The sequence below is a fragment of the Mobiluncus mulieris genome, assembly GCF_014204735.1.
GTDB classification, from domain to species: domain Bacteria; phylum Actinomycetota; class Actinomycetes; order Actinomycetales; family Actinomycetaceae; genus Mobiluncus; species Mobiluncus mulieris.
The window spans coordinates 1,143,138-1,169,234 of record NZ_JACHMA010000001.1; the positions used below are offsets into that span (position 1 = coordinate 1,143,138).

At 55.4% G+C, this 26,097-nt stretch carries 22 protein-coding genes; 6 read left to right on the forward strand and 16 right to left on the reverse strand.

What is annotated here, in order from left to right; genetic code table 11:
• Nucleotides 1-153: 153 nt before the first annotated feature.
• Entirely contained in the window at nucleotides 154-1,836 is a 1,683-nt protein-coding gene (ftsZ, locus tag F4555_RS05145; protein WP_004016672.1) for a cell division protein FtsZ, read from the reverse strand.
• A 216-nt stretch (nucleotides 1,837-2,052) separates the two neighbouring features.
• Here ftsZ and F4555_RS05150 point away from each other — a divergent pair, with 216 nt between their 5' ends.
• The 3 genes from F4555_RS05150 to F4555_RS05160 are packed head-to-tail and all read left to right on the forward strand — an operon-like array spanning nucleotide 2,053 to nucleotide 4,361.
• Complete coding sequence (locus tag F4555_RS05150; RefSeq protein WP_004015717.1) at nucleotides 2,053-2,889, forward strand: amino acid ABC transporter substrate-binding protein; 837 nt, start codon at nucleotides 2,053-2,055, stop codon at nucleotides 2,887-2,889.
• A gap of 19 nt (nucleotides 2,890-2,908) precedes the next feature.
• Nucleotides 2,909-3,562, forward strand: coding sequence for an amino acid ABC transporter permease (locus F4555_RS05155; RefSeq protein ID WP_004016670.1), 654 nt, complete (start codon nucleotides 2,909-2,911; stop codon nucleotides 3,560-3,562).
• Between the two features lie 31 nt (nucleotides 3,563-3,593).
• Nucleotides 3,594-4,361 (forward strand): amino acid ABC transporter ATP-binding protein, encoded by a 768-nt coding sequence (locus tag F4555_RS05160; RefSeq protein WP_004012219.1) that lies wholly within the window; start codon nucleotides 3,594-3,596, stop codon nucleotides 4,359-4,361.
• Nucleotides 4,362-4,459: 98 nt separating this feature from the next.
• Here F4555_RS05160 and F4555_RS05165 read toward each other — a convergent pair whose 3' ends face one another.
• The 14 genes from F4555_RS05165 to F4555_RS05230 form a co-directional block, all read right to left on the reverse strand.
• Nucleotides 4,460-5,284, reverse strand: a complete 825-nt coding sequence (locus F4555_RS05165) for a cell division protein FtsQ/DivIB (protein ID WP_004017843.1) — start codon at nucleotides 5,282-5,284, stop codon at nucleotides 4,460-4,462.
• Nucleotides 5,285-5,481: 197 nt separating this feature from the next.
• Complete coding sequence (gene murC / locus F4555_RS05170; RefSeq protein ID WP_004015712.1) at nucleotides 5,482-6,954, reverse strand: UDP-N-acetylmuramate--L-alanine ligase; 1,473 nt, start codon at nucleotides 6,952-6,954, stop codon at nucleotides 5,482-5,484.
• On the reverse strand, nucleotides 6,951-8,084 hold the full coding sequence (gene murG / locus F4555_RS05175; protein ID WP_004017951.1) for an undecaprenyldiphospho-muramoylpentapeptide beta-N-acetylglucosaminyltransferase: 1,134 nt from the start codon (nucleotides 8,082-8,084) through the stop codon (nucleotides 6,951-6,953). Before murG ends, murC begins: the two co-directional genes overlap by 4 nt.
• 9 nt (nucleotides 8,085-8,093) lie before the next feature.
• Complete coding sequence (locus F4555_RS05180; protein ID WP_249262427.1) at nucleotides 8,094-9,404, reverse strand: FtsW/RodA/SpoVE family cell cycle protein; 1,311 nt, start codon at nucleotides 9,402-9,404, stop codon at nucleotides 8,094-8,096.
• Nucleotides 9,346-10,863 (reverse strand): UDP-N-acetylmuramoyl-L-alanine--D-glutamate ligase, encoded by a 1,518-nt coding sequence (gene murD, locus F4555_RS05185; RefSeq protein WP_004017940.1) that lies wholly within the window; start codon nucleotides 10,861-10,863, stop codon nucleotides 9,346-9,348. Before murD ends, F4555_RS05180 begins: the two co-directional genes overlap by 59 nt.
• On the reverse strand, nucleotides 10,860-11,963 hold the full coding sequence (gene mraY / locus F4555_RS05190; RefSeq protein ID WP_004012213.1) for a phospho-N-acetylmuramoyl-pentapeptide-transferase: 1,104 nt from the start codon (nucleotides 11,961-11,963) through the stop codon (nucleotides 10,860-10,862). Before mraY ends, murD begins: the two co-directional genes overlap by 4 nt.
• Nucleotides 11,960-13,411: a UDP-N-acetylmuramoyl-tripeptide--D-alanyl-D-alanine ligase gene (locus F4555_RS05195; RefSeq protein ID WP_004017847.1), complete on the reverse strand. Its 1,452-nt coding sequence runs from the start codon at nucleotides 13,409-13,411 to the stop codon at nucleotides 11,960-11,962. Before F4555_RS05195 ends, mraY begins: the two co-directional genes overlap by 4 nt.
• A gap of 10 nt (nucleotides 13,412-13,421) precedes the next feature.
• Nucleotides 13,422-14,972, reverse strand: a complete 1,551-nt coding sequence (locus F4555_RS05200) for a UDP-N-acetylmuramoyl-L-alanyl-D-glutamate--2,6-diaminopimelate ligase (protein ID WP_004017916.1) — start codon at nucleotides 14,970-14,972, stop codon at nucleotides 13,422-13,424.
• Between the two features lie 104 nt (nucleotides 14,973-15,076).
• A complete protein-coding gene (locus tag F4555_RS05205; RefSeq protein WP_004015709.1) occupies nucleotides 15,077-16,879 on the reverse strand; it encodes a peptidoglycan D,D-transpeptidase FtsI family protein in 1,803 nt (600 codons plus the stop codon).
• Nucleotides 16,880-16,948: 69 nt separating this feature from the next.
• The gene (gene ftsL, locus F4555_RS05210; RefSeq protein WP_004015708.1) at nucleotides 16,949-17,353 is read right to left on the reverse strand and encodes a cell division protein FtsL; all 405 of its coding nucleotides are present in this window, start codon (nucleotides 17,351-17,353) and stop codon (nucleotides 16,949-16,951) included.
• The gene (gene rsmH / locus F4555_RS05215) at nucleotides 17,353-18,375 is read right to left on the reverse strand and encodes a 16S rRNA (cytosine(1402)-N(4))-methyltransferase RsmH (RefSeq protein ID WP_004012208.1); all 1,023 of its coding nucleotides are present in this window, start codon (nucleotides 18,373-18,375) and stop codon (nucleotides 17,353-17,355) included. Before rsmH ends, ftsL begins: the two co-directional genes overlap by 1 nt.
• 57 nt (nucleotides 18,376-18,432) lie before the next feature.
• Nucleotides 18,433-18,582 (reverse strand): hypothetical protein, encoded by a 150-nt coding sequence (locus F4555_RS05220; RefSeq protein WP_004015705.1) that lies wholly within the window; start codon nucleotides 18,580-18,582, stop codon nucleotides 18,433-18,435.
• Nucleotides 18,579-19,010 carry a division/cell wall cluster transcriptional repressor MraZ gene (gene mraZ / locus F4555_RS05225; RefSeq protein WP_004015704.1) on the reverse strand — a complete coding sequence of 144 codons (432 nt, stop codon included), beginning with the start codon at nucleotides 19,008-19,010 and terminating at the stop codon, nucleotides 18,579-18,581. The genes F4555_RS05220 and mraZ overlap by 4 nt, the downstream gene beginning before the upstream one ends.
• A 163-nt stretch (nucleotides 19,011-19,173) precedes the next feature.
• Nucleotides 19,174-19,584 carry a DUF3040 domain-containing protein gene (locus tag F4555_RS05230; RefSeq protein ID WP_103759070.1) on the reverse strand — a complete coding sequence of 137 codons (411 nt, stop codon included), beginning with the start codon at nucleotides 19,582-19,584 and terminating at the stop codon, nucleotides 19,174-19,176.
• A gap of 230 nt (nucleotides 19,585-19,814) precedes the next feature.
• Here F4555_RS05230 and F4555_RS05235 point away from each other — a divergent pair, with 230 nt between their 5' ends.
• Nucleotides 19,815-21,122, forward strand: coding sequence for a hypothetical protein (locus F4555_RS05235; protein ID WP_103759071.1), 1,308 nt, complete (start codon nucleotides 19,815-19,817; stop codon nucleotides 21,120-21,122).
• A gap of 122 nt (nucleotides 21,123-21,244) precedes the next feature.
• On the opposite strand, the gene F4555_RS05240 is transcribed toward F4555_RS05235, so the two are convergent.
• Nucleotides 21,245-22,288 carry a PAC2 family protein gene (locus tag F4555_RS05240; RefSeq protein WP_004012203.1) on the reverse strand — a complete coding sequence of 348 codons (1,044 nt, stop codon included), beginning with the start codon at nucleotides 22,286-22,288 and terminating at the stop codon, nucleotides 21,245-21,247.
• 107 nt (nucleotides 22,289-22,395) lie between these two features.
• Here F4555_RS05240 and F4555_RS05245 point away from each other — a divergent pair, with 107 nt between their 5' ends.
• Nucleotides 22,396-24,720 (forward strand): HelD family protein, encoded by a 2,325-nt coding sequence (locus F4555_RS05245; RefSeq protein ID WP_103759072.1) that lies wholly within the window; start codon nucleotides 22,396-22,398, stop codon nucleotides 24,718-24,720.
• Between the two features lie 51 nt (nucleotides 24,721-24,771).
• Nucleotides 24,772-26,013, forward strand: coding sequence for a phosphoglycerate dehydrogenase (gene serA, locus F4555_RS05250; RefSeq protein ID WP_004012201.1), 1,242 nt, complete (start codon nucleotides 24,772-24,774; stop codon nucleotides 26,011-26,013).
• Nucleotides 26,014-26,097: the final 84 nt, after the last annotated feature.

Below are 26,097 nucleotides of genomic sequence, written 5' to 3' on the forward strand. Positions count from 1 at the left end.
AGAAAGGTAACTGTCACCGAGATTAGGCCATCAATCGGGTACGAGGCGGGATGTTGCCTCGGAGTGTCGTAAAAAGACCGTCCTCGGTGTCGCCACGCGACACCGAGGACGGTGTGGGAGGGAGAATACGTAAAAGCCTAGAATTTTGCGTTTTTATCGCAAGAAATCTGGAATGTCCAGTTCGTCTTTAGGGGTGATGTCATCGAAAACTTGCTGGAGTCGCAGCGGGGGCGCGGTCTGTTCCCGAGAAGAATCCACATAGTTGGGAACCGTGGAAGCATCCGGGGAAACCGGGCGAATTCCACTGGTCACTGCGAGTGGTTCCCGTTTAGCGTCGGGGATTCCAGCTAAACCGGTGATTTTTACTTCGGGGTTGTGCAAAGTACTCGCACTCGGTTTCGGTTTGCCAATTGTCTCGGTTCCTGCCGGAATCCGAGCAGCATTGGGGTCAGCCTGGTGTGACACTCCTGTAGCTTGCGAATCGAGCGGTACCGCCGTATTGGCCGGAGGTGTGACCGCTGTAAGCCTTGGGCTAGTGGGAACCGCTGGCTTTTCCTTAGCGCGATGCTCTGCCAAACGCGCCGCTACTGAATCTGCAATACTGCCGGTGGTTTGACGGTGGGTGGTTCCAGCCGGTGTACTTGGCGCATTCAAAGCACCAGACGCGACCGCTGAATTCGACACGCTCGGTACCACTGGTGTGGCGGAAGCCCCCGCCACCGGCGAGGCAGTCGTTGTCCCAATCGGAGTTGTCCCGGCCGGAACAGTTCCCGCCACAGCCGGGCTACCGAGAGATTTTGGGACGGAGCCAGCGCTGCGCACGGCACTAGCAGCCAGGGAAGACGCGCTGGGCACACTGGCTGCAGCCTTAGTGGGAATTGGTTTGCCGGCGGCATCCAAGCCGTTGAAACCGGTCGCGATAACGGTAACGCGAACCTCGTCGCCAAAAGTTTCGTTGATATCCACCCCGACGATGATATTGGCCTCCGGGTCAGCCAGTTCCTGAACCAACTTCGAGGCTTGGCGCCACTCGCTCATCTTCAGATCCGAACCACCCTGGAAGAACAGCAGCACCCGATTGGCTCCTTCCATAGAAGTCTCTAGTAAGGGCGAGGAAATCGCCATTTCCACCGCATCCATGGCGCGTTCGGGTCCGGTAGCGGAACCGATACCCATCAAGGCTGTCTTGGCATCTTTCAAGGTGGTGGTGACATCCGCAAAATCCACGTTAAGGTCAGCGGGGATGGTGATGATTTCGGTGATGCCTTGGACTGAAGCCTGAAGAACCTGGTCAGCGGCGCGAAAAGCCCCAATCACCGAGAGATCCTCGTTGGTGGAATCCAGCAAACGTTCATTGGGAATCACAATTAACGCATCGACTTGTTCTCGCAAGGCCTCGATACCCCGCTCGGCCTGTTCCGCGCGCCGCCGTCCCTCAAATTCAAACGGTCTAGTAACAACGCCCACTGTCAGCGCCCCGAGTTCCCGGGCAACCCCCGCCACAATCGGAGCCGCCCCAGTGCCAGTGCCCCCGCCTTCACCGGCGGTTACGAACACCATATTGGAGCCCTCGAGAATCTCGCGAATCTCGTCTTCGTGGTCAGAAGCAGCCTTTTTGCCAACTTCCGGGTCGGCACCGGCACCCAAACCATGGGTGTGATCACGACCAATCTCGAGTTTCACGTCGGCATCGCTCATCAAAAGCGCCTGGGCATCGGTGTTCACCGCAATGAACTCCACCCCGCGCAAATCCGCTTCAATCATGCGGTTCACGGCGTTAACCCCGCCGCCACCCACCCCAACGACGCGGATAACTGCCTGCGGTGATGCTTCCATATTCCTCCCCTTTCAACCTTAACCTTTAGCTTTAGGGTTAAAGTCTGGTATCCCTGTTGACTCACGAAATTTAGTGAACAATCCTTCCCCGGGTGGGAGGTATCCCGGCGTGTCGCAAATTTCGCTTCACGACTCGTGGAATTAGTAATTATTGCCAACATAGGGCACAATGTAGGGTTTAAGCATGTCAAACCCCCTAACGAAGGAGGAAGGTTTATGGATATCAAGAAACTATCCGCTGCCGGTTGCGCAGCGATTTTGGCCTTAACCCTGGGCGCTTGCGGGAATACCAGCGCATCTAATGACAAAAATCATTCCACCGACCACGCCAGTGCTGCCAAGGCAGCGGGTGAAAAATTCACCATCGGTTTCGATCCCAACTTTCCTCCCTACGGCTACAAGGACGAAAAAACCGGCGAATATGTTGGTTTTGACATTGACCTAGCCAAAGAGGTGGCAAAACGCAACGAATGGAAATTCGTGCCCCAACCTATCGACTGGGACGCGAAAGACATGGAGCTGAACTCTGGAACCGTAGACTGCCTGTGGAACGGGTTTACTATCAATGGGCGTGAAGACAAATACACCTGGTCGAAACCCTACGTGGATAATTCGATTGTGTTCGTTACGAAAACCGCCGATAAAATCACCGATACCAAAGGTCTCGCGGGCAAACACGTTTTGGTGCAAGCCGATTCGTCCGGCCTGACGGCCCTAGAAAATAAGGACAACAAAGACCTTAAGGACAGTTTTGCCTCTCTTGACCAGGTTCCCGACTATAACCAGGCTTTCATGAATATGGAATCCGGCGCAGCCGACGCGGTAGCGGTGGACGTGGGGGTGGCGAACTTCCAGGTGCAGGCGCGCGAAAAAGGCAAGTTCACCATCATGAATCCACCTTTTCACACCGAACAGTATGGAATCGGTTTCAAAAAAGGCAACGAATCCCTGCGCGACCAGGTGCAAAAAGCTCTAGATGAAATGAAAGCTGACGGCACTTTCATGAAACTAGCCGAAAAACACGCGGTTGAAAAATCTGTAATCAAGGATTAAAGGAAAACGGAAGCACAGTATGAATGACTGGTCGTTTCTGCCAGATTTGGCCTGGGGGTCGGTCAACAGTGTGGTCATTTTTGTCTTGACCCTGCTGTTGTCCCTTCCCCTGGGGCTGCTGGTTTACGGTGGCAGGGTGTGTCCCTTTAAACCGTTGGCCTGGGTGGTACAGTTCTATATTTCTATAATGCGCGGGACACCTTTGATGCTGCAGCTGATGGTGGTGTATTTTGGGCCGTACTACCTGTTTGGCGTCCAGATTTCGGCAGAATACCGTTTTTACGCAGTGATTATCGCCTTTGCGATTAACTACGCAGCCTATTTCGCGGAAATCTATCGCGGCGGTTTCCAAGCCATCCCTGCCGGGCAAAGCGAGGCGGCTTTTGTGCTGGGTTATTCCCAGCGCCGCACGTTTTTCACGATTAAAGTGCCGCAAATGTTTCGCACGGTTTTACCCTCTATCACCAACGAGGTCATCACCTTAGTCAAGGACACCTCCCTGGCCTTCGCAATTTCTTATACCGAAATGTTTACCTTGGCCAAGCAATACGCTTCCTCTACGGCTTCCATGGCACCTTTCGTGGCGGCAGCCGTGTTCTATTACGTGTTCAACATAGTCGTAGCCGTTTTGATGGATCGGCTGGAAAAACATGTCAGCAAATACGCCGTCTAGAACCCAAGAATCCGGAAAAAAGAGGTAAAAAGTGGATGCACTCAAGATTGAAAACATGCACAAGTCCTTCGGGAACTTAGAGGTCTTGAAAGGTGTCTCGCTGCACGTCACCGAGGGCGAAGTCCTGGCGATTCTTGGTCCTAGCGGCTCGGGAAAATCCACTTTGCTGCGCTGCGCTACCTTTTTGGACTACATGGATTCAGGACACATCGAATACTTCGGACAGACCGCCCTAACCAAGGAAAATGGGGTGAAAACCTCGAAGGGTGACGAAAAACGTTTCCGTCACGACTATGGTTTGGTCTTCCAGAACTTCAACTTGTTCCCACACTGGACGGTGATGCGCAATCTGTGCGATGCCCCCATCAAGGTGCAAAAACGTCCTCCGGAGGAAGTCCGCGCCGAAGCCAAACGTTTGCTAGAACGCATGAACCTGCCAGACAAAGGCGGGGCGTATCCCTCGGAGCTTAGCGGTGGTCAAAAGCAGCGCGTCGCGATTGCTCGCGCCTTGGCCTTGCACCCCAGGATGCTGTACTTCGACGAGCCGACCTCCGCTTTGGATCCAGAGTTAACCGGCGAAATCTTGGCCATTATTCGTTCTCTGGCCGAAGAACAGATGACGATGGTCATTGTTACCCACGAGATGGAATTCGCCGCTGGGGTGGCCGACCGCGCCGTGTTCATGGATGGCGGTACCGTGCTGGAGGAGGGCGCGGCCGACGAGCTGATTCACCGCCCGACCCAAGAGCGCACCAAACAGTTCCTCTCCAAACTGCGCGGAGAGGCGCGTTCTCATTAAATCTCGGTGAACTAAGTTGGCGCCCTGACGTGATGTCGGATAGCTACGGGTTCATGAGGTGCGAGCCGAAATCCCCGACTCTATACACATTCCCCCGCCTATCGGGTCGAAGGTCGCTCCGGGATGGAAACGTCGACAACCTTGACATTAGGCTGTTCCAACAGCAGCAGCGCCACCGAGGTTTTCACGCCTGATTTCTGGCTGTCACCCCACACTAATTCTCGACCATCCCGCAGGGAAAACGCCAGCTGGGCGGCATCTTGCGAAGTCACAGCCTCGATTTGCGACCGCAACTGGGGCGACATATCCCCCAAGGTGTGCAGAGCAGCATCAACCAGTTTGCGTGTTTTGCCACCCAGCTTTTCTAAATCCGCATTCAGCTGCGGCAATCCCGAGACCTCCCCCGGGGCAACTTCCAGAACCACCATGTCTCGATCCACACCCACGACTTTGCCGTTTTTACGTACAGTGGCCACCGGCTCACGCTCCTGAACCCGCAAGCTCAGGCCGTGCCACCAGCGACGTTGTACCTGAACTTCGCGCAGGGCGGGTACATTTTTCAGCACCGTGCCTCGCAACATCCCGGTAGATATCCGAGTCAAAGGGGTACCCGCGAATCCCCCAGTGGCTTGGCAGATAGCCGCCGCATCGGTGTTCTTCATACCCGTAACCCGGCATTCTGTCAGACGATAAGCCGTCAAAGGAGACACGAAAATCACCATCGAAATCGCGACAATCACCACAAGAACACCCCCCAGCACCGCAAGACGCTTGCGTCGGATTAGCCGCATTACGGATTCGCGTTGCTCCAGGCGATCTAGCAGTTTGGTGTTTATCTGGGCGGATTTGGGTGCGGTGGCACGCGTGGGTGTCGTCGTAGCCTCGCTAACAGCGGGCTCGGTTGCCTCCCTGGTCGCAGACACTGAAAAGCCTGTCACCTTAATGGAACCTGCGCTCTGTGGAGGTAACTTCGGCTTAGTGGCTAGAGCTTCTGCCGACTGTGTCGGTTCTGTCGGTTGAGAGTTCCGTTTTACCCCCGCTTGGCTTGGTCTATCCGCACCAGGAGCGGGGGGTCTCGGCCTGGCGGCCGGCTTACCTAGGTTGGGTCGAGTGGGGCGTTTCATGAGGTGCCAGCTCCCAGATGAGCTTTCACCAAGTCGTGAGCCACATGGGTAATGGAACCAGCCCCCAGGAATAGCAGTAAATCCCCCGGCTTGGCAAGATTGTAAACCGCATCTCCGGCTGCATACATATCCGAGATGAATTGTCCCTTTTCACCCATTAAATCCGCAATCGCGTCCCCGTCAGCTCCGTCTGTGGGGTTTTCGCGAGCCGCGTAAACCCCACAGACGACGACCTCGTCAGCGGCTGAAAGCACAGTGGCGAATTCAGAAGCAAAAGTCTTAGTCCGGGAATACAAATGCGGCTGAAAACACACCAGCAGCCTTCCATTCCCAGCCAAGTCGCGCGCCGCCCCCAAGGTGGCGGCTACCTCGGTGGGGTGATGCCCATAGTCGTCATAGATCCGCACTCCCCCGATTTCGCCCAGAAACTGCATCCGACGCCCTGTCCCGGTAAAACTGCTTAAAGATTGGCAAAATGCCCCGAAATCTATACCGCCGACACACTCATTCAAAGCCGCTGCAGCTCCCAACGCCGCCGCCGCATCCAACAGGTAATGCTTCCCGCCCTGAGACAAGCGGAGCACGTCATGGAACAGTAGCTGTTCAGGATGGCACCTCATGACCCGTAAATCAACCTCTGCATGACCGGCACCCAAACGAGGTTCTCCCAAAGCAACCACCAACGCCGCGCCAGGTAAAGGTGCGCCAAAACCATAAGACACCAAAGCAGCACCCGAATGGAAACGCGGTGCCAGCCGCCTAATCCCCGCGTCATCCCCACAAGCCACAATGGCACCGCCCGGGCGAATCCGGGCGGTAAAATCCACGAAAGCCTGGTCAAAAGCCTCGCGACTCCCCCAATGGTCAAGATGATCGGGCTCGATATTAGTCAAAACTTCTACCAATGGCGCATAGTTCAAAAAAGACCCATCGGATTCGTCGGCCTCTATCACAAACGCCCGCCCGCGTCCCAGACGTGCCCCCGTGCCGTACTCTAAAATCACCCCACCAATCGCAAAACTGGGGTCGGCACCTACATCCCACAACGCCTTGGAAAGCATCGCGGAGGTCGTAGTCTTCCCGTGCGCCCCCGCCACCGCCAGCAAATCCTTAGAACGGGTACAGAAATCCAAGGCTTGGGAGCGGTGCCAAATCTCTAGTCCAAGTTGATGGGCACGCTGGATTTCAGGATTATCCTCACGGATAGCCGAAGAAGCCACCACAATCATGCCTGGGGTAACCTGAGCGGCACGGTGCCCCACAAACACTTTTACCCCCAGCTCACGCAGCTCCGGTAAGGTATCGGCCTCGGTCCGATCCGAACCAGAAACCGTATAACCCAAGTCATGCAATAGATGCGCCAGCACACTCATGCCTGCCCCACCAACACCTACCAGGTGAAACGCCTGGTGGGCGGGCACAACGTGAGCAGCGTTTACATTGGAAAGATTCGATGAACTGTCCCTCACAAGACCTCCTGGATTAATTTCGCCAGATTCGCCGCACCCTTGGTGGTGCCGGCACTAGCCGCTGCCTGACGCATTTCCGGGTTATTCGCGGGGTCAAGCATCCGTTCAATCAATACCGCAACCTCAGTGGGTTTGGCCTTCTTTTGGTTCAACAGAAAAGCGCCCCCGGATTCAACCACACTCAATGCGTTCAAAGACTGTTCCCCATTACCCACCGGTAGCGGGACGTAGAGCGCCGGCAGACCCAGCGCCGAATTCTCTGCCACAGTAGCCGCCCCGGCACGACACACCACCGCGTCAGCCAAAGCCAAAGCATGATGCATCTCTGACAGGTAATCCAAAACCTTGTAGTTTTGCTGTAAACCAGCCTCTGACACAAACTGTTTCACTGGTTTGTCCTTGTCTTTACCCGTCAAATGAACCACTTGTAAGTCGGGGAAATTTCCGGAAACCTGAGCCAGCGCGGTCGGCAAAGTCTGGTTTAAGAACACGGCACCTAATGAACCCCCCGTAACCAAAACAGTGGGTTTATCCGGCGATAACCCAAAAAACTGGGCGGCAGCGGCGCGCGCTGCCAAACGGCCTTCTGTTGTGGCCAGGCGAGACGCTAGCTCTAGCATAGCGGGACGCAGCGGCAAACCGGTAACCTCTGTCTTACCGCGACGCGAACGCAACGGGGTCTCCGGGAACGTCAAGGCCACCGCCTTGGCCCACCGCGCCCCCAAACGGTTGGCCATGCCAGGACGCGCATTTTGCTCGTGCACCAAAAAAGGGATTTTCAAGTGGTGCGCCGCCAAATAGCCCGGGGCGGAAACATAGCCCCCGAAACCTACCAAGGCGGTCGCCTCGCGCTGTGAAAACAGCGATTCTAGATCCTTAACCGTGCGACGCAGCCGCAGGGGCAAGGTAACCAAATCGGAGGAAGGTTGGCGCGGTACCGGCAGACGCGGAATCGTCGCCAGTTCCAAACCCGCTGCCGGAACCAGTTCAGATTCCAACCCTTCCTTGGTGCCCAACACCAAGGGATGAAAGTCCAAGCCTGTAGCGCGCAACGCTGCCACCGTGGAAAGCAGCGGATTTACGTGACCGGCGGTACCCCCGCCAGCGAAAACAATAACTGGTTGCTTCACGTTCCCAGTCTAACGCTTTATCCGCCGGCTCTTGGAAAACTTCACACTCGACCCGGCCAGAATTGCCAGGGAACGTTTCACGGGACGAAGCCGCACCTGCAGGGCTTCTTGGGCTCCGGGTTCATGTCGGGCAAAAGACAAAGCCACTCCGATGGCACCCATAACCGACAACATCGAAGACCCGCCGGAAGAAATCAGTGGCAGTGGCACCCCGATAATCGGCAACAAGCCCACCACCGCACCGATGTTGATGATAGCCTGAGAAAAAAACCATCCCATAATTCCCGCCAATGTATAGACCTCGAAGGAAGCAGTTGACCGGCGCATCATTCTGGTCAAGGTCAAACACAGCAGTATGAACAGCGTCAACACCCAAAAGGTACCAGCTAAGCCAAATTCCTCGCCGAGAATAGCAAAGATATAGTCCGTGTCAGCTTCGGGTAAGTAAGACCATTTTTCGCGGCTAGCCCCCGGACCAACCCCAGTTAGTCCCCCGGTGGCCAGGCTCCACAGACCATGTTGGCGCTGGTAGCCAACCCCGGTGGGATCGGTAGTAGAAGCGTCCACGAAACCGAAAACCCGACGGCGGCGGCTCGGGGAACTCATCACCCCCACGGCAGCCAAACCGGCGCCGCAAACCACGATGATAGCGAGGTGACGTAAGCGGATACCCGCAATAAAAAAAGCCACCAGAATCAAGGAAGACATTACCATAGCAGTCCCCAGGTCGCGGCCTATCATAACCAAGACGATAGAGCCACCAGCCGCTCCCCCAATCGAGTACAGCGGAAAATTTCTGGTGGACTTGTGACGCAACCTCGAATCCGAGAGCATGGCTCCCAGGAAAATTACCAAGGCGAGTTTCATGAACTCGGAAGGCTGAATGGAAAAGCCGATTCCCGGTATCACCAGCCAGTTCGTGTTACCGCCCGCAGTGACCCCATGGAAACCAGGCAAGAACACCAAGGCCTGCAACAGCCATGAAGCGCCAAGTAAATACCAGGCCAAGCGCTTATATATCTCCGCCCTGATTCGTGAAGCCGCAAACATGACCGCCAGGGAAGCCAAATAAATCAAGGAACGCTTCCCGAAGGCCAAGAAAGGATTAGATTTCTGGTCTAGCGCCGCGATGGTAGCCGCCGAAAACACGGTAATCAAGCCGATAGCAAACAACAGCCAAGTAATAACCAACAGCAGGTAGTAGCTCAACACCGGGTGGTCACGCCAAGACTGTAGAAACCGACGTTTCGGGCGCAACGACTCAGCGGGATTCGACTCCGCTGTTGCGGCTGGTGCCGCTTGCGAATCGAGTTTCGTCATCTTGCTTTCCTGTCTTGGCCTGGTGTAACGCGTTTACCGCCGCCGCAAACAATTCGCCGCGCACCCCGTAGTTAGGGAACTGATCCCAAGAGGCACATGCCGGGGCAAGTAAAACCACATCCCCCGAAGCAGCGAAATCCGTAGCGGCTTTCACGGTTCGTTCCATAAGATTGTCCCCCGGTTCGATTCGTTTTAAGGGAATTCCCGGGGCGTTTTGCGCAAATGCCTGACGGAAAGGTTCCGGGTCAAGGCCGATTAACACCGCCGCTTTCACTTTCGGAGCCACCAGTTTTACCAGCTGGTGGAAATCTTGGCCTTTGGGGTCGCCCCCCACAATCCACACGGCGTGTTTATCCGCCACATCTCGCAAAGAAGCTGCCGCCGCGTGAGTATTGGTCGCTTTCGAATCGTCAATATAGGAAACGCCATCGAACACACCAACCGGGGCACGACGGTGATGTTCCAGCTCAAATTCGCGGATACCGCGCTGCACCCAAACCGGCTGCAGCCCGTAGGCCCGCGCCAACCCCGCTGCTGCCAAGGTATCCTGCAAAATCGCAGAGGTAGGGGTAGGCTGCCCAGTCAAGTGTTCCAAGTCGGCAAAACGTGCCAGCTCTAAGGCCTGTTTGGCGGGGTCGGAAGTAAAAGCCCGGTCAACCAAAACATCGTCGATTACTCCCAGGAAACCCGGCTGGGGAATCCCAGGAGTCAAACCAAAGATACGTTCCGGGGGCAAACCCGATTGCGCCAAAACCTTGGTCGGTAGTTCCTCGGTGACGGGATAGAAAGCAGCGTGTTGCACCCCGCGATAGATTTTGGACTTATCCCAAGCGTATTCATCGGCGCTGCCGTGCCAGTCAATATGATCGGGGGCAAAGTTCAGCCAAACCGATGCCCAGGGTTGCACGGAAAACGTCGAGTGCAACTGGAAAGAGGACAGTTCTACCGCCAAGGCATCTACCGCGCCTTCGGCCACCACCTGGACAATCGGGGTGCCATAGTTCCCCACCGCCGTGGCTACCACTCCCCCAGTAATCAACATTTGTGCCAGCATTCCCGTAGTGGTGGTTTTCCCATTCGTACCAGTAATACACAGCCACTTGCACCCGCGATTGGAGCTCTCCTGTTGAATCTGCCATGCCAGTTCCACTTCTGACCACACGGGTGCCGCTACGGCAGACAACCGGTAAAGCGGATTATGCGGGGGAATTCCCGGGGAAACAATAAATAATTTATGCCCCGCCTCGACGGCAGCCTGCGCCTGATTTTCCTCCCCGACTAATGAACAGAAAGCTACTCCAGAGGCACCCAAAGCCTGGCGCGCGCGCTCTAACGCCGCCCCAGAGGCATCGTAGCAAGTCACTCGCGCCCCTAGCGACATGAGCACCTCTGCCGCCGCGATACCGGATTTCCCTAAGCCTAAAACCCCAATAGAGGCATCAGTAAACTGCGAACTCATGGCAAACGCGCCACCCAATCAAAATAGAACATACCTACCCCGGCTCCCGTCATAATCCCGGCAATAATCCAAAAGCGTATCACTACCGTAATCTCTTTCCAGCCCAACAACTCGAAATGGTGGTGAATTGGAGCCATTTTGAACACCCGGCGACGCGTGGCTTTAAAGAAACCGACTTGAATCACGTCGGAAAACACCTCCACCACAAACAGTCCCCCGATAACTACCGCCAAGAACTCGGTGTGAGTGAAAATCGATACCCCCGCCAGCGCGCCGCCCAGAGCCAAGGATCCGGTGTCTCCCATGAAAATCCGCGCTGGGGAGGCATTCCACCACAGAAAGCCAATCAGTGCCCCGACTATCGCGGCACAAACAATGGCAACACCCAGCGGGTCGCGAGTTTCCCCATAGCAAGCACTGACCACCGCCCCGGCCGTGCGACATGACTGCGAAAACTGCCAAAACGATATCAAACCGTAGCCACCAAACACAAAGATGGAAACCCCAGAAGCCAGACCATCCAAACCGTCAGTCAGGTTTACCGCATTCGACCAGGCGGCCACCAGGAAATTAGCCCAAATCAAAAACAGAACCACTCCCAGGCCAATCCCCAGGAATGCCAGGTTCACTCCAGTGTCGCGAATCACCGAGATTTTAGTGGAAGCGGGGGTGAGTTTCTGGTCATTTTCAAACCCCAACGCCAGACCGGAAAAAATCGAGGCCACTGTCAACTGTCCCAACAGTTTAGCGGTGGGATTCAACCCCAAGGATCGATGCTTAGAAATTTTAATCCAATCGTCTAACCAGCCAATGAATCCCAGCCCCACCAGCAGGAACAACAGCAATACCTCGGAAACCACCGGGCTGCGATGCGACACTATCCCTATCTGGATATGCGCCACTGCCCAGCCCCCAATCACCGCCGCGATAATCATCACTCCGCCCATGGTGGGGGTGCCGCGTTTAGTGTAGTGCGCGGTCGGCCCGTCTTGACGGATAAACTGGCCAAACTGTTTTTTCACCAGCCACTTTACATAAACCGGGGTGGCGAACAGGCTGATGACCAGCGAAAACATACCGGCCAGGAGTACTGCAGTCATCGCACCCGTCCCCTTTCCTCGATGCTTTGAGCGAGTTTCCACAGATTCGAATCGTGCGACCCCTTAATCAGAATCAAGTCTTTGGGACGCACTACTTCTTGGAGCAAACGACCGGCGGATTTTTCATCGAGGGTGTGATGGTGTTCCCCATCATGACGCAGCGCAGAATAAGCCAGCTCAATGTTCTTCGCCATCGGTCCGACCCCAATTAGCACCGGAATTCCTACCTTGGCACAGTAACGTCCAATCTCGCCGTGCAGTTGCGGGGCAGCTACCCCCAGCTCCAGCATGTCGCCCAACACGGCCACAACCCGTCGGCTGGCAGCGTACTTCGATAGTACATCCAGTGCGGCTTTGACAGAATCGGGGTTGGCATTGTACGCATCGTCAATCAAGTCCACTGCGTCTGCCAGGTGCACCAGGTGCATTCGGTGCTCGGATTGGGGGGTGGCGTGGTGTAGGGCGGCCGCGATTTCATGAGTTGCCATCCCGGCTACATGCGCGATGGCTGCGGCAGCCAGGGCATTAGATACGTGGTGAGCCCCGATGAGTTGCATCTCTACTTGAGCTTTACCGGCAGGGGTATGCAAGGTGAAAGAGGCGTGGGAATCCGAATCAACCTTGAGGTGAGTAGCCCGCACCCCCGTAGCTTTCTGGCTAGAAAAGTAAATCAGCCTACCGGCGGTGCGCCCGCTCATAGCCTCGACTCTCGGATCGTCGGCGTTCAGGATGGCTACCCCGGTGGGACCGAGACTGGTGATAATCTGGGATTTTTCTGCGGCCAGCGCGTCCACGGAATCATAGGATTCCAAGTGCGCCGTCCCCACCATCAACACCACCGCCACATCCAGCGGAGCAATCGCCGTCAAATATTTCAAATCCCCCGGTTTTGAAGCACCCATCTCGAGGACAAGGTATTCCGTATCACTATCGGCCTGGAGCACAGTCAGGGGCAAACCTATTTCATTGTTGAAAGAACCGGGGGGAGCCACAGTTTTTCCCTTAGCAGAAAGCAGCTGGCGGGCGAGGTCTTTGGTCGTAGTTTTGCCCGCCGATCCGGTAATCCCAATCACGAGTTTAAGCTTGCCTGACCCATTTCGTGCCCGGCTTCGCAGCTGTTCTAGATGAGCCTGGGCGATTTTCCCCAAGGCTATCTGGGCATCGTCAACCTGGAGTAAAATCAGTTTCCCCAGTTCCTCCTCGGTAGCCCAGTCTTGCGCCAGGATTTCGTCGCGGTTTTTGGTTACCACCGCTACTTTCCCTCCCCGACGCGCCACCGATCCCAGGAAACAGTGTCCATCGGTATGTTCTCCCGGCAAAGCCACAAACACATCACCCGCTTCGATAAATCGGGAATCTGTGTTTACCGTACCTTGAATTCGAGTGGAATTTGTACCTGGCTCCAGCCCTACGATTTCTCGCAGTGCATCAATCGTCATGTCGATCAAGGGATTGCTCCTAGTTTCGCAGTTGCAATGCCGCGCGAGCTTCCACGCGGTCATCTAAGTCTATAGCTCCCACCGGGGTTTCCTGAAGTGTCTCGTGACCACGACCCGCAATAACGACCGTATCTTGGGGCTTCGCTTCTTGAATGGCCTGTTTAATAGCCGCGGATCGCCCCGCAATTTCGACATACTTACCGGGAAAATCTTCCAGCCCAGCGCGAACCTCGGCGCGGATTTTGTCGGGGTCTTCTTCGTGGGGATCGTCATCGGTAAGATAGGTAAAATCAGCTAATTCACCGGCGATTCTACCCAGAATCGGGCGTTTTTCAAGGTCACGTTGCCCGGTTCCTCCAAACACCAGACGCAGCCGGCCAGCGGTAGAGGGGCGCAAGGTCTCGAGCAAGCTTTTTAAAGCCCCCGGATTATGCGCGAAATCCACAATAACTCGAGGTTGATTCGCAATCAGTTCCATACGTCCCGGAACTTCCACCCGGATGGGGTGAGAACAAAGGTGACGCAGAATATCCCCATTCAGCATCCGTGGACTGACACTCAAACCGGTGACTAGCATCACAATAGCCAAGGCCGTGTTGACCGCATTAAAGCGGCCAGGCATCAGTACTTGAACACTGGCGGTTTTCCCGTCGAAAGCCCGCAAATCCAAGTGAGAGTAGCCACTGGTATCGGGAGTGATGGAGGCTTGCCAATCTGCGGGGAATCCAGTGGTGGAAAGGGTCACAAAGTCATGTTGTCCCATGCGCTCAAGTTGTTCAGCCAGACGGCGTCCCCAGTCATCATCCACAATGATTACTTGGCGGTCGGAGCGTCTTTCGGTGAACAGCGAGGCCTTGGTTTGGAAATAATCCTCCATAGAGTGATGGAAATCCAAGTGGTCATGGGTTAAGTTACAAAAACCTGCCACTCTAAATCGCAGCGGATCAACCCGCCCCAACCCCAAAGCATGAGAAGAGACCTCTAAAACGAGATCCTCGAGGTGTGCGGCGACCGTGGACGCTGCAATGGCCTGAACTTGAGCGGCCTGGGGGGTGGTGATATTCGAGGGCACACTACGTTTACCGATAGCGACTTCTACCGTTCCCACCAAAGCAGCAAGTTTTCCGACGCGGTGCAAGAGGTGCCGCAGCAAATACGTGGTAGTGGTTTTCCCGTTCGTCCCCGTTACCCCCCACAATCGCAAATGATTAGCGGGATTACCCCAAGCCATAGCGGCGGCGCGACCAGCAGCGTGGGGTACATCGGGCACTGTTATAACCGGAACCTCCGGGTTGGCCACTAAATCCAGTCCAGCCGCATCAGTCAGCACCGCCTTTGCCCCTCGAGATATCGCATCGGGGGTAAACTTTGCGCCGTGAACATGGAGACCGGGCATCGCGATGAACAGTTCCCCACCACGAACATCGCGGTTATCTATCACGGCTCCGCGCACCTGTCCGACCGGCCCGTGCCTTGTCCCCCCCACAGCGTCGGCAATAGCAGCCGTATCCACCCAAGCCAAAGCCTGTAAATCCGGTTCGAAAGGGTTGAATTCATTTTCCAAAGTCATTCGTGTTCTCCTTTATGGGGCTTCCAGATTTATCTGATTCTGTGGAATCCCCAGGTTTTTCTAGAAATCCCCAAGTACCCAGTTTATCCGGGTTTTCCGGGATACTACCCCCCGATGGGATAAAGCTCGGACTTAGCATTTGTCGGCGGAATGCCCAACTCCCTTATCGTAGCGTTTGCAATGTCTTTAAATGCCGGAGTTGCCACCACCACACCATAGATAGAGGTGGCGGGACGCTCTACCACCACCGTGATTACCACTCGAGGATTATCTGCGGGGAACACGCCAGAAAATGAACCAATGGTGCCGGTTTGTTGGCCTTTAGAATTAATTAACTGAGTGGTGCCGCTTTTGCCGGCCACCGGGTATCCCTCGATGACGGCGGCGGATGCCCCACCGCTTCCAGAGACCACTCCTTGCATCATAGTCAACATTTCCCGGGCGGTTTCCTTGGTATAAACCCGGGTTCCCGCATCAACCTTTTTCTGGATGACTTTTCCTTCCGGGGTGCGCCACGAGTCAATCAGATGCGGCGAGACTTTCACCCCACCATTAGCCACGGTAGCTATCCCGCTGGTGACCTGCAAAATAGTCGCTGCTACGCCTTGTCCAAACATGATGGTATAGCGCTGACGCCCATCCCATTTTTCGGGTGGGGACAGCAGCCCCCCGGATTCGCCGGGAAGTTCCACTCCGGTTACCTTTCCGAATCCTACTTGGCGTAACTTGGCGTAACGCTGAGAATCCTTTACCAAATCCCCGACCTGGACGATTCCCACATTTGACGACTTCGCGATAATCCCCGCCGACGTTAAACTTTGCACCCCGTGGAACACAGAATCCTGGAAGGTTTGCCCATTGGACATAGTTATCTTGTAAGGAACCGTGAAACGGGTCAGGGGGGTGACTTTCCCTTCGTCCAAAACGCTGGCCATGGTCTGAACTTTCATAGTCGAACCGGGTTCATAAACAGTGGATACGGCTTTGGAACCCCGGTTTTTTTCGCTGGATTTGGTGGGGTGGCGGGGGTCAACGGTATCGGTTTCACACAAGGCTAAAATCCTCCCGGTACCGACTTCCTCAACTTCGGCGGTAACGCTTTGTGCCCCGGTTTTGACTCGGGTCTGTTCCACTATCTGTTGACAGTTGTTTTGTAAGTCCACGCGGATGGTGGTTTTCACGCTTTGCCCGGCGATGGCGTCTTTCTTGTAGTTGCCTTGAACTGGGATTTCCTGCCCTTTACGACCAATTTCGCGAGATTCTTCGCCATCCACCCCCGCGAGTTTCGCGTTTTGGCTCAGTTCCAGTCCCGCCAGACCGTCGCCGTCAGTGTTCGTGAACCCCACAATATTGCCGGCGATATTACCATTGGGATAAATTCGTTTGGTGATTTCCTCCGGTTCGATGCCGGGAATACGCAGTTTTTGAATGTCACGCCACACTTCTGGAGTGATTTCCTTGGCTATATACACAAAGGTAGACGGTTTACTGCCGGGGGCGGCCACCAATTTGCCCCCCAGTTCGGCGGGGTCTTGTTTCAGCAGCGGTGCCAATTTTTCGGCCGCTGCCACCGGCCCGAAGGCTTTAATCTTTGCACGGCGGTATTGATCCAGTTCAGGCACTTCTTCGCCGTCACGCTTGGTCATAACGGGTTCATAATACGTATTAATTTTAATCTGGTTTACCCCAACGTTATAGCGTCGCACCGAGGTGGCCAGCGGCTTGCCGCTCGCATCCACAATATCGCCCCGCGATGCCTTGATAACAGTAGTGCGTGACCGCTGCTGCTGGGCTTGCTTGGCTAATGCGGGACCGTCAACCAGTTGCACAAATACGAGACGTACCGCGAATACCACCAAGACAAGAATAATCAACCCGGCCAGGGTGCCTCTCCGTAAACGACTCACTGTCCCAGCTTGCCTTTTTTCCGAGGTTTTGCCGGTATCACACGCCGGTTTCCCTCTTTACCGCGATGTCTAGCGAGCCGCCTGGCCGGGGGTAACGTTGTGTTCCGCGAGGTTGATGTACCCCGGGCTCCCGGCGGGTACCAATCCCAGTTCCCGGGCTTTTTGAGCCAATTTCTGGGGGGATTGGGCTTCGCGAGCCCGCATAACCAGGTCGGCTTGATAGTCCTGTAGTTGCGAGAGCTCTAAACGCTGGGCGTACATAGCGTAGGAGGTCATCGCCATCTGCGCGTTGACCACGACTGGTATCACCAACGACATAATCAGCAGGGTGGTTACCGTAACCCACATGGGCCAAGTTATCTGGCGTTTTGCCAGGGTCGGCACCACGTGAAGTCGCTCGCGGGGTGATGCCGCCGGACTCAGTGATCGTGGAGCGGGTTGGGGTTTGCGCAGCGCGTAGTTTACGTTGCTCACTATTTCCTCCTCGGTGCGGGGTTGGGGTTGGGGCGTTTCGGTTCATGAGGTGCCATTTCGCGCAGTTTCGCTACTGCCCGAAGGCGCACCGATTGAGATCTGGAGTTTCGTTGCAGCTCGAGGGCATCGGCTTTTTCAGCTCCGCGAGTCAGGTCTTGTAACCACGGTTCATACCCGGTGGGAATCACGGGCAGCCCCCGGGGTACCTCCGGATGGATTCCCGGGGTGAAGGCCTGTTTGACCAGGCGGTCTTCCAGGGACTGGTAGCTTTCCACTACCAGGCGTCCGCCGACTCGCAAAGCGTCGAGCGCCGCTGTGAGAAAGACTTCTAAGTCTCGCAGTTCGTCGTTCACTGCCACTCGCAGAGCTTGAAAGGTGCGCTTGGCGGGGTTTCCACCGTGGCGGCGTGCCGGGGCAGGTATTGTGGCTCTGATTAGGTCAACCAGCTCTCCGGTGGTGCGCAAAGGCGTGACTTCCCGAGTTTTCACAATATTTCTGGCGATTTGTCGGGCGAATTTTTCTTCCCCGTAGGTGCGCAGCACCCTCGCGATTTCTGTCTCGCTGGTGGTAGCTATGAATTGTGCTGCGGTAATCCCCCGGCTTTGATCCATACGCATATCCAGGGGAGCCTCGGGGATGGCATAGGCAAATCCTCGCGCGGTTTCATCCAGTTGCAGCGAGGAAACTCCCAGGTCGGCAAGAATCCCGTCGACGGTTTCCAGGCCTCTTTCCGCCAGGATTTCCGCGAGCTGCCCATAGGTTGCCGCCACGATTTCTATTCGCGATCCGAAAACACTTAAGCGTTTTCCAGCCAAGGCGCGGGCTTCACCATCGCGGTCTATCCCGATAATCTGCAAGTGGGGAAAGCGTTGCAGCAAGGCTTCGGAATGTCCCCCCAACCCCACGGTAGCATCCACCAGCACGGGGCGCTCAACAGGGATTAGCGCGGGTGCCAGCAGTTCCACGCAGCGTTGCACCAGCACTGGCTGGTGTATCGCTGCGGTTGGGGTGATGGTACTCATGGGGTTGGGGGGCTCCTTTATCGATTACGAAAGCTTGCGGTGGTTTTGATTCAGTTTTCATGAGGTGCCATCCACAAAACAGCCAGTCTCGGGATTCACCTTGGTTTGAGCAGCCAAATCCGCCAGGTTTCCCACCGAGGTCTGCCTGCGGGGAAGCACATTCAGAATTCGGGGGGACACCTCGCGGCTTTGACCGCTTTGTCTCATAACAATCCGGGCACGATTTCCTCCGCTATCTCGGCGAAAGCGTCTTCACTTTCGGAAAGGTAGGTATCCCAGGTGTCAGCATCCCAAATCTCAGCTCGAGCTCCGGCTCCAATCACCTTGAGGTTCTTGTTCAACCCGGCGTATTGGCGCAGATTGGCAGGGATGTTAATCCGGCCTTGCTTGTCGGGAATCTGGTCAGTTGCTCCCGAGAGCATGACACGGGAGAACTTGCGGGCTTCTTTGTGGGTTAGGGGTGCCTGGCGCAGCTCGTCATAAATGGTTTCGAACTCGCTGGTCGGAAAGGCGTAGATACAACGCTCCTGACCAGGGGTGAGGACGACTCCAGCCGAGAGCTGGTCACGAAAACGGGAAGGAAGAATCAAACGTCCCTTGTCGTCGAGCTTGGGCTCGTAAGTGCCTAGGAACACGTTTCCCTCCTTCCCATTACCAGTTTCCTCCACTTTACTCCACTTAGCTCCACTTTCATAGTGAAACGCGAGTTAAATAAGAAACATTCCCTGAAATCTCGTGAAATTTCAGGGAATATGCTGGTGGAGGAATTTTTAGGAAATCATAATCTGTCGATTCCGCTTAGCTTTGCGGGTTTTGACGGCGATTCCACTTATCCTGTTGACGCTCCATAAAACTACCGCCACTACGCGCCACCGCTGGCTTGCGGCTCGGAACTCTTCGTGAGTGCGGCGTGGATAAAATTCCCAGGATTTGCAAAACACCGAGCACCACCACGACGAAACCCAAAACTCCGGTCAAAGTACCCAGAACCTGGAGATGCTGCAGATAAGGCGAGGCCACCAGGCCACCAACCAAAACTATTATGCCAATCAGCATCAAGACCACCCCGAAGGCGACCCGCCGGGGGCGTGAAGTTACCCGAGGGAAACGAGCCGAACCTCGCATCTGGTCTACCAGTTTAGGATCTTGGTCACTCAGTTGCGCTTCCATCTGTGCCAATACTTCTTTTTCATAGTCAGACAGCGGCATTTTTCATCCTCCGGCGCAGAAAACTTGCTTGGACAACTCATGTTAAGCACCATTGTAACTTTTTGCCTCCCGCAATGCCACACCACCGCGAAATGTCAGCCGAACAAGACCCATTTACCCCAGTCTTAAGCAACACCGCCCACTCCAGAAACAACCAAAAGCACACCAATCCGACAAAACGTTGACGTCATGAAGCTGTCATTTTAGCGCCAAACTGGTTTAATGGTTCTATGCAGCTGATAATCGTAGCTTTATGGTGGATTCTCGCTCTATTCTTGGCGATTTACCTGGTGATAAGGGCGCGACCACACCCCGGTACCGAGCGTTTCCAAGCTCAAGTGTATGTCAAAGAAGTCGAAGCACTGACGGAAGACGACGTTCACCGCTCTCACCCCTACGAGGTGACGGTGCTGATTCACGCTTGGGAATCCAATGACGAAGCGGAATTTCACGAAGTTAGCCTCAATCCCACCGATTTAAACCCCGGACGCGCCCGCGAAGCCCTGCGGCACCGCCAACCACTAACTGCCTGGGTTTCCAGCTTCGACCCGCGAGATATCGTCTTTACCCGGGACGAATCGTGGAATATGAACCGGATTTTGTGGGCGCTGTTAGTACTAGCAGCACAGTTCATAGCCACCGGCGCTTCGCTGTTTAACCTCAAGACTATCGAGGATGCCGACCCTTGGTTTGTATTCATGTTCCCCTTAGTAATAGGAGCCTTGGTATACCTTGGGGGCATCGCCCTGACAAAGAGCGTCCGCAACTTTATTTTGTGGGTACGACTCAGCTCCAACCCGGTCACAGTCCCGGCGCGTATCACCGGAGTGCGCCAAATCCTAGGACGCGGGCAAGGACGTCAAAACGGCTACGAGGTCTCAATTATGTGGGCTCCTCTGGGGATGCCCGTACAATACTCAAAAGTACAGGTGGATGCCGCGCGACGGCGCACCACGATTTTGTTACAGCGCCTCATCAGAGAACAGCTCAAAGAAGAAGCCGCCGGAAATTTCCGGGTTCAATCCACGAAGCCCGAAGACACCGCACATTCCGCCATCGCCCAGTTTGACACCCCCGGAGGTGAAACCACCATCAAAATCACTGCTCTGCCAAGCAGTGACCCGCGTAGCGACCCCCGTCCACCCAAAGTGAGGGAAGCCGCCGCCAAGGCTCGCGCCAAGAGAGAAGCCCAACTTTTAGCGGAGCGTGAAGCCTTCGAGGAAGCCACTGCCAAGGCTCGGATAGAAGCCGCCGAACGCGCCGAGCTCGGCTCCGAGGATCACAATCTGGAAACAGTAGCCGCCGAGGGGCCTCGAGCCTGGTACTATCCCATCAATCTAAGCCGAGTGAATCTGATGGGTTTCGATACCGGCGCAGAAAGAATCATACGCCTAGCGAGAGGCGCGTTCCTCTGGCTCGGTTTGGGAATAGTTTGCGTGTCTCTGGCTATATATCTAGGTTTCCTGCAACCCGATTTAATGTTCCCGGTATATCATAACCCGAACCCGGGTTATGAGCCCCTAGGGAAATGGGAGTGATTTCAGGGTTTAGCCCAGCACCCGGGATGGCACCTCATGAATCCGAAAGAAAACCACCAAAGCGGGCACCGCTAAACAAAACCCAGCGAGACTAACCCAACGAACCAAAAACTACAGAAGCCCTAGTCCTCTTCCACATCCTTACGGTGACGGGGACGACGCTTCGGACGCATCGGGTCGATATCGCGGCGCTCATAAGGAGTCTCACGCAAAGACGACAAACCCGAATTACTGTTCTTTTCGAAATCGCGATCCAGATTCTTTAACTGTAAACCCCGCGACAAGCGGTCACTACGCTCCAAAAACTCCTCGAGTCGAGCACCCAGCTCGTCAGCTGTGGGCAAAGGCTCGGGCTTCGTCTCAATAATCGCATCCGGCTTGGCCTCGTCGAAATTCTTCTCGAGCATTTCCACAATGACCTTAGCCTCGGAAGCCTGATCGACCATCTGATTGATTTGCCCCAAAGTCACGGTTGCCGCCGCTTCCACGTCACCCACCGGCAAAGCCAACCCAGTTTGCGAAACCACTGCCTGCATGATGGCCGCTGCGGCCGGCGGATAGTCCCCCTCTGCCAGGTAATACGGCACCGCCGCGATAATCCCCAGAGAATCAAAACCAGCCTCGCCCAGGGCGTATTCCAAAAGCTGATCCATCCCCGCCGGAATCGTCATCTCGCCTTGCATCCTGGGCTGTTGCGGTAAAGATTTCGGATTCGAGCCGTGCATATGCACCGGGGTGGGGCGCGTATGCGGCACCCCCGCTGGCATCCCCGCCACCCCCACGATTTGTTTCACGCCCATAGTTCTAGCCAAATCCAACACGGTTTGCACAAAGGCGTTCCAGCGAGCATCCGGTTCCGGACCGTGCAAAACCAAAAAATTTGTGTCGTTATCGTCGGAGAGCAAATCCAGTTTAATTTCGGGCATTTCCAAGTCAGAGAAATGCCAGTCTTCAAAACGCAACCAAGGGCGATGCGAACGGAAGTCGATGAGTAAATCAGAGTTGAAAGTAGCCACAGTTTTAACCGGCAGGGTATCCACCAGGTGTTCTATCAGACCACGACCGGCATGACCCGCATCCATAGCACCATGCAGATGGTGCAGCAGCACCGTAGCGCGAACCTTGGAGTTCGTGCCGGGAAGCAGTAATGAATAGTCTGGTGTCATGTTCCTCCTCACTCTCCTTAATAGATTACCCCGTTTCAAGCTTAATTCGCTTGGGAGGTGGCTTTTAGGTCATAATTGATTACCACGTTTTCCGACAGGGAGGCTCAATGGAACCCAGTCCTGACGACACGATACGCCACCAAGAGCTGGCTAAAGAGCAGGGATTTGTTGACAAAGCCTATGCCACTTTAGACGCTTGGCGGCATGTTTATCGTGAACAACAAGCAAAAATCGCAGCCCAGATTTCGGCCAATCCTTCGGCTCGAGCTGACCGGGATGCTTTGGCAGCCTACTACGGAGACGAGGCCGCTCGTCTGGAAAGTGTTGAAAACCACCTGGTTTTTGGGCGCTTGGATATGGAAAACGGAACGCAGTTTCACATTGGCCGAGTGGGGTTGCGAGAATCTGCGTCAAGTACGGATAATGACCCGACGAACGCGAGTGTGTCGCCAAGTGTGGGCGACGCAGCGACAGCAACGAGCCCAGGCAGTGCAGAACTGGAAGATGCGCTGTCCCACCAACTGCTAATCGACTGGCGAGCCAAAGCCTCCCGGCCTTTCTATCAAGCCACCGCCGTGCAGCCCATGGGCGTGTTGTGCCGACGTCACCTCGGCACCGAACTGCGCCAGGTGGTGTCCCTAGAAGATGAATTATTGAATACCGACGCGGCCGATACCACCACATTGCAAGGGGAAGGAGCGTTGCTGGCAGCCCTGTCCTCGGCACGCGGGGGGCACATGCAAGACATAGTCGGCACCATTCAAGCCGAGCAAGATCGGGTGATTCGTGCGGATTTGAATGCATTTCTGGTGGTGCAAGGCGGCCCGGGAACCGGAAAAACTGCGGTGGCTTTGCATCGCGCGGCTTATTTGCTCTATGCCCACCGAGATTTGCTGGGCAGCACCGGGGTTTTGGTTATCGGCCCAAACAAGACGTTTTTGCGTTATATCGAGCGGGTTTTGCCGGCTTTGGGGGAAACTGGGGTGGTCAGTATCACGATGGGCGAGGCTTTCCCTGGGGTGAAAACCGTGGCGGAGCGCCCTGAACTGCGGGCGTTAAAAGGCGATACCCGCTGGATTAAAGTCGCGGCGGCGGTCGTGGCAGATTTGAAACGTCCCCCCGCAACCGACCAGGAACTTGACCTGGGGCATGTGCAGCTGACTCTCAGTACAGCCTTGGTTCGTGATGCCATGGAGGCCGGGTCTCACGCCGGTAGCACTCATAATCAACGCTGGGCAGCTTATGCGAAATACTTGGTGCGTGAGCTCACAGCCATGTATGGCGGCGCAGAGGCTCGCCCCCAAGATTTAGAGTGGATGACCGAAGAAATCCGTTCTTCGCCGATAGTGCGCCGCGCCGTAAATCGAATGTATCTGCCGGCTTCAGCTCCCCAACTGTTGGAACGTTTATATGCCCATCCGGACTACTTACGCCGAGTGGTTGCCCTGGCAAAGGTAGCGTTCACGAGTCGCGAATTGCAATCCTTGGTTCGCCCCAAAGGAACTCCATTTACGGATGCTGATGTCCCGATTCTTGATGAACTGGCCGAATTGTTGGGACCAACACCCGGACTCACCGACGAGGGCTCGGCGGCTCGCGCCCACGCCCAACGGGAAGTCCAGCGGGCTCGCGATGCCATCGAAGCCATGGATTTGGGCGGCGGCCTCGTGAGCCCAGCCCAGTTAGCGGCCTCGACCCGAGGAGTGGAAATCCTCTCCCCCTTGGAACAACGTGCCCGGGCGGATCGGTCTTGGGCCTATGGGCATGTGGTGGTCGACGAAGCCCAAGAGCTAACTCCCATGGATTGGCACCTGTTGTTGCGCCGCTGTCCCTCGCGGTCTTTCACTGTGGTAGGAGATGTGAACCAGGCGAGGCACCCCGGCGATGCTACCGACTGGCAAGGGCTATTGGGACCGGCAACCCGTGCCAACCCGGTTATGGAGGCTCTGACGATTAACTACCGCACCCCACGCCGAATTATGGATTTAGCCCAGCGAGTATTGGCGGCCAATGGCGGGTGTGTTCCCGTTCCGTGTCATTCTGCACGCGACCTCGAGGACTGCCTGGAAATTACAGACTTGCCTGCGGATATCTCTCTCGAAGATTTGGTGGCTCCCACCCGAAGAATTCTCGACCAAGAGGTGTCACGGCTCGAAACAGAGGTCGGCAGCGGTGAAGGCCGCCTGGCGGTGATTACGAATCTAGGAGCCGACTTTGGGGCGGCTCTAGGTCTGGCTCAGACTGATCCGCTAAATGACCAGGTCACGTGGATAACCCCGGAGGCTTCCAAAGGCTTGGAATTTGATGTGGTAGTTTTGGTCGACCCGGCGGGCGTGGCACAGGTGTCAGCGGGGGATTTATACGTAGCGATGACCCGTCCCACCAGGCGTTTACACATGATTAAAACCGGAGCCGTGCTGGGAATCGATTGAAACCGTCTATAGTTATTAGGAAAACAATGAAAATAGCGAGAAAGTACAGGTATGATGAAAATTCTTTTGCTTGAAAACCCGCATACGATAGCCGATAAGACATTTCACGATGCGAATATAGAGGTGCAGCGCATCGACGGTTCCTTGGATGAAAACGCGCTGATAGAGGCGTTGCAAGGATGTCAGATGGTGGGGATTCGTTCGAAAACAAATCTGTCCCGCCGCGTGTTTGAATCTTGCCCAGACTTGATTTGCGCTGGAACTTTTACGATTGGCACCAACCAAATCGATTTGAAAGCGGCGGCGACCCACGGGGTCGCAGTGTTTAACGCCCCCTATTCTAATACCCGTTCGGTAGCGGAATTGGCTATCTCCGAGATTATTGCCTTGGCGCGGTTGCTGCCGGTGCGAAACGCGCATATGCAGCGTGCCGACTGGCAGAAAACTGCTCAAAATTCCCACGAGGTGCGCGGGAAAACCCTGGGGATTATCGGGTACTCCTCTACGGGTACCCAGCTCTCGATTTTGGCCGAGGCTATGGGGATGCGGGTTCAGTTCTATGACTTGGCCAAGAAGCTGCCGATTGGCAATGCTAAACAGTGTGATTCCTTGGAAGAAGCCTTGCAGGGGGCTGATTTTGTCAGCCTACATGTGGATGGACGGCCAACGAATCGCAATATGTTCGGGGCACGCGAGATTGCCATGATGAAACCAGGTTCAAAGCTGTTGAATCTCTCGCGGGGATTCGTGGTGGATGTGGATGCCCTGGCGGCCGCCCTGGATTCAGGGCATCTGGGGGGTTGCGCGGTGGATGTGTTCCCCGAGGAACCACTGAAAAACGGCGGACCTTTCGAATCTCCCCTGCTGGGCAAGGAAAACACGATTCTGACCCCACATATTGGTGGTTCTACCCTGGAGGCGCAAGAAGACATTGGTAGCTTTGTTTCCGCCAAGATTTGCAACTATATCCAAACTGGGGAAACCGTGATGAGTGTGAATATGCCCACTCTGTCCTTGCAGCCAACCGAGAGAACCCGCTATCGCATGAGTGTGATTCACCAAAATACCCCCGGTGTTATGGGGCATATCAACCAGGTAATGGCGGCAGCGAATGTGAACGTTGAAGGCCAGATTCTGGGCACGAACGGCGAGGTGGGCTATGTGATTGCCGATATTGCCTCTGAGCTGCCGGTGGCTGCGGTGCAAGACATCAACGCCATGGACACGACAATCCGTTGCCGGGTCATACCTTTACCTGGTTTTACCCGCGTGGATGCAACCACGGTGAACTAAGCGGTTTGGACGTGCGGTTGCCGGTCAAAATGACAGTTGACCGGCAACTATGTTTAAACTGGATATAACGCTTGCCGAATTGGA